Here is a 4253-nt window from a genome sequence, read left to right on the forward strand (position 1 = left end):
TAGCCATATATGGTATTATTTAGTATTAAATCTTCCTACTGTTGTAAACCCTCTCAAATTCTCTTTGGAAGCGATTATCCGTTCGCACCTGAAAACCTTACAGCGGAGCAGGTCAAACAGCTTACCAGCTATAATGGTTTCGACGCTGCGGCGCGGATGCGCATAGAACGAGAAAACGCACTCAAACTTTTTCCCAGACTGCGGTTATAACCTTTGGACCTCATTTACCTGAAAAGCATATTCCCAATGGATTTCTTTTATCAAACTTTTCACTAAATCCGTAACTTTCAAGATAAAGTTTGATTATATGACTAGTTTCTCTAGTTCTTTCATTTTTGGCTCTATTAGTGGGGGTTCCTCGATTAGCTTCAGAGCAGCGTCAATGTCCTTTAATCCTGCACCGGTTAGGACGCAAACAACTATGTCGCTTCTGTCAATTTTTCCCATCTCTCTGAGTTTTTTCAAGCCAGCTGCGGCTGCCGCCGAGGAGGGTTCGCAAAATATTCCCTCTGTTTTTGCCAGCATTTTTTCAGCTTTTAAGATTTCCTCGTCAGAGACTGCTGCGCCTTCACCCTTAGACTCTCTCAGAGCCATGAGAGGCCATGGTCCCGGACAAACGCCGGTGCGTATTCCCTCAGCTATTGTTTCTGCATCCTCCATGGGTGCTTCAGTATAGTCTTTTCCTTGGTTGAAAGTGTTGACTATTGTTGCGGCTCCTTCAGCTTGAACACCCACCATTCTTGGAAGCATGTCTATGAGTCCGAGTTCGTGGAATTCTTTGAATCCCTTCCAGATTCCCCCAATGTTGTCTCCTCCACCAACTGGGACAAAGACCCAGTCTGGAGCTTTCCAACCCAACTGTTCACATATTTCGTAGGCTATGGTTTTTGATCCCTCACCCTGGTAGGGGCTTAGAGATTTTGCTGTGGTTAACTGGAACCAGCCCCACTTCCAGCTTGCCTCCACCGCTAAGACCGCGGCGTTGATAACTGTTCCCTTAATCTTAATTGTTTTTGCACCATTCATGATAATGTTTGCGATTTTGGGCAGTGAGGCTTCACCCGGTATGAAGATATAGCATTTTAATCCGGCTTTCGCACAGTAGGCTGATGCTGCTGTGGCCGCGTTTCCCGAGGAAGCCATAACGATAGTGTCTACACCGTATTCTACAGCCTTTGAAATATTTACTGTAAAAACTCTATCTTTGAAGCTCAACGTGGGGTTAACAAATTCATTCTTCAAGTACAGGTTATCCGATTTTGTTTCCTGAGCGTACCGGTTACACTTAACTAGGGGAGTTCCACCCTCTCCGAGGGAAACTATATTTGAATTATCCAGTATTGGTAGAAGCTCAAAGTACTTCCATACTGAGGGATGGCGGGATTCAAGCAGATTTCTATCTATTTTCTCTTTTGCTTCCTCCAAGTCGTAGACCACATCAACAGTGCCATGAAAGAGACCCTTACCACCGCAGTCCCCACAATTATAAATTATTTCATTGAGGGAGTATTCCTTACCGCATTCTAAACATTTCAAGGTTTCAGCAAAACTCAATTAATCTCCACTCCAAAATATAAGTTATTAAACTTCCTATTATTTTTAATTAAAAAACGTTTCTAAACTAATTTCATAAAAGGCTAAAGCCCTAAAAAATACATAATCCAACATTGTAATTGATACAAACCTAATTTTTTTAAATAAAATAGTTTTATGGGAGCATTAAAGAAGGACTTGACTACAAAATACCTAAAAAAAGAAAACGAAGTGAAAAGTATGGAAGATGAAAGTTTTTTGAATCCCACCTATGGTTGTGAAAGCGACAATAAAACGATAATAGAACTAGCTAAAAAATTGGCTGGTAATCAACAAGACAAGAAAAAAATTGTAAAAAATTTTTTTGAATTCGTAAGAGATACAATAGAATTCAAAGTAGATCCAGTTGTGGGAGCTTTAAAGACTTTGGAAAGAAAATCGGGAGCCTGCCTAGACAAGTCTTCTCTACTAATTGCTTTGTGCAGAGCAGCCAAAATTCCAGCGAGATATGTTCTCATGACAACGCAAATACTTCCTAAAAAGAAGGTAGATATTCAAGAATTACCTCATGTTGTTGCAGAAATAAAAATCAAAGACCAGTGGAAGATTCTCGATACCACATTAGACCAAGGAATGAAATCCATGTTCGACATTCCCACTTTTGAGGATCCAAAATGGTGGAAAAAAACCAGCCCAATAATGGGCAGTGTTCCTGAAATTGAAAAATCCATGGTTGATAATCTTAATCAGGGATACACCACAGATCCAATGGCAATAAAACTAATGGAAATCATTAAACAGGCCCGAAAAAGTATGAGTTGCAAATAATTGACTTAAATATGTAAAAAAGTGAAATCAGTAAGGTCAAACTAATTCGTGTATTTTTAGGTCTTTTCCACATGCAGGACATTGACCTTTTACTTTAACGTATTCCAGCAGGTGATCTCTATGTGCTAAACCGGAGCAATAGGGGCATTTAGTGATTTTACCTTTACCTAGGAAACGATTGCATACTATACACCTATCCATTTTGAAGCCGCAATAGGGACAAAAGTTTGCCTCTTCGTATAAGGTTTTGCCGCAGCCCGGGCAGTCCATAAATTTCTCTCTGTCCTCGACACGGATTTTAACAGGTTTTTTTGGAGCCCTCACTAAAATTTGTGTTTTCGCGCTTTCTATCGCTCTTCTTACTTCTCTTTCTATTCTTTTCTGGTTATCTAATGCAATGACAAGAATAATTAGGCCAATTAATGCGGTTAAAATTATAATTAGGATTATGGGGAAAATTTCTACTTCCGTGTTTATCCTGCAAATAATGTCATTTCCTCTTAGGTAGATTTGTGCCCTACCTTTTGAGAGGAAGCCTCCGCTTATATCCCATGATGCTCGCCCTAATCTAATTACCCTTTTCAAGTTAGAAAATTTTATCTGTTGATCAAGGTATTCTACAAACTCGTCATACCTATTTGCAGAGTTCGGTACCACCATTTCAAAGTCGGCCATCAACTCTCCACCTTAATATAAATGTTTTAGCATACACCTTTTAAATGCATGCAATCTTCATAAGCTCTATTTTCAAATTTTATAACGTTTTAAATAGATTATTGTAGTCAATCAAATTAAAAATAATACTAAAATTTCGCTTATAGGTGTTATTCTAGAAAGAAATTCGATATCGTGTAACCGGTTTCTGAAAAGATTTATATATAGGGCTTGCTTCCTTGTCAGCATAGAAAAATGATTAGGACTGGCTTCAGTCTATAAGCTTTTTTTCTATTTTTATTGAAAGTTTGTTTAGAAAGATGGATTGAAATGATTGAACCACAAGATGTTATTATTGAGAATTTAAGACCTGGTCTTAAGAGCATAAACGTAAAATTTAAAGTCAAGTCGCTTAATGAAGAAAGAGAAGTTGTGTCAAAAAGAACCGGTGAGAATCTGAGGGTTACCGAAGCCCTGGTGGGTGATAGTTCGGGAAGCATTCTATTGTCCCTCTGGAACGATGACATAGACAAGGTGAAAGAGAACCACGTTTATAAGCTTAATAACGGCTATACTACAGTTTTTAAGAATTCCTTAAGATTGAATATCGGTAAGTACGGAAGCCTTGAGGAAGTCGAGGACGGCGAGGATATAGAGGTAAACAATGAAAATAATATCTCAGACAAGGTTTACGAGCAAGAAAGACGATACAGACCAAGCTATGGTGATTCGGGATCCAGATATGGTGGATCATATGGTGGATCCAGACCATACAGAAGTGATAGAAGTAGAGGAAGAAGATATTAGTCTGAGAATTCTTCTTCAATTTTTTTAATTTAAATAATTCCTAGTTGATTCACTTCACTACTCAAAATCACTTATTTTTTAAAACTTTTAAAATATTCAATAGTAGAAAATGTTGAATAACGAAAAAAGACTGAATTTTGAATTTTTGTAAAATTACTTATATAGTTCCTTCTCTTTATGCTATGTTGCACAATTTTTGTTTTTTCACTTTATTTATATATTATGATGTATTTTCAACAGTTTAAAACTGTTTTTTTGAGAATTTTTCAACTTTAATAAAACTAAATCAAAAACTTTCAATCTCCGTAGCTGGAGAACGGTTTTTGCAAAGGTTGTACCATTTTATTTTGCACCCGTATGCGGAAGGTGTGTGGGGCGCTTTTCATCCGGTGAGTGGTCTGGAATGACCTTATTTTGGGCAACCATGTGCT

At 37.8% G+C, this 4253-nt stretch carries 5 protein-coding genes; 3 read left to right on the forward strand and 2 right to left on the reverse strand.

The features are described 5' to 3' along the window. Positions 1–9: 9 nt before the first annotated feature. A complete protein-coding gene (locus tag ACUVXA_RS17005) occupies positions 10–210 on the forward strand; it encodes an amidohydrolase family protein (protein ID WP_445872482.1) in 201 nt (66 codons plus the stop codon). 93 nt (positions 211–303) lie between these two features. On the opposite strand, the gene ACUVXA_RS17010 is transcribed toward ACUVXA_RS17005, so the two are convergent. Then, on the reverse strand, positions 304–1554 hold the full coding sequence (locus ACUVXA_RS17010) for a threonine synthase (RefSeq protein ID WP_445872483.1): 1251 nt from the start codon (positions 1552–1554) through the stop codon (positions 304–306). Positions 1555–1773: 219 nt separating this feature from the next. Here ACUVXA_RS17010 and ACUVXA_RS17015 point away from each other — a divergent pair, with 219 nt between their 5' ends. After that, positions 1774–2361: a transglutaminase-like domain-containing protein gene (locus tag ACUVXA_RS17015; RefSeq protein ID WP_445872484.1), complete on the forward strand. Its 588-nt coding sequence runs from the start codon at positions 1774–1776 to the stop codon at positions 2359–2361. Between the two features lie 36 nt (positions 2362–2397). Here the strand turns inward: ACUVXA_RS17015 and ACUVXA_RS17020 are convergent, their stop codons facing one another. Then, entirely contained in the window at positions 2398–3036 is a 639-nt protein-coding gene (locus tag ACUVXA_RS17020; RefSeq protein ID WP_445872485.1) for a zinc-ribbon domain-containing protein, read from the reverse strand. 309 nt (positions 3037–3345) lie between these two features. On the opposite strand from ACUVXA_RS17020, the gene ACUVXA_RS17025 reads away from it, so the two are divergent. Beyond that, a complete protein-coding gene (locus tag ACUVXA_RS17025) occupies positions 3346–3822 on the forward strand; it encodes a single-stranded DNA-binding protein (RefSeq protein WP_445872486.1) in 477 nt (158 codons plus the stop codon). Positions 3823–4253 lie beyond the last annotated feature (431 nt).

Source organism: Candidatus Jordarchaeum sp. (assembly GCF_052745115.1).

What these genes read in the sequence shown, in the direction of transcription:
- ACUVXA_RS17025 (WP_445872486.1), top strand. Translation starts at nt 3,346, where the DNA reads ATGATTGAACCACAAGATGTTATTATTGAGAATTTAAGACCTGGTCTT.
- ACUVXA_RS17020 (WP_445872485.1), bottom strand. Translation starts at nt 3,036, where the DNA reads ATGGCCGACTTTGAAATGGTGGTACCGAACTCTGCAAATAGGTATGAC.
- ACUVXA_RS17005 (WP_445872482.1), top strand. Translation starts at nt 10, where the DNA reads ATGGTATTATTTAGTATTAAATCTTCCTACTGTTGTAAACCCTCTCAA.
- ACUVXA_RS17015 (WP_445872484.1), top strand. Translation starts at nt 1,774, where the DNA reads ATGGAAGATGAAAGTTTTTTGAATCCCACCTATGGTTGTGAAAGCGAC.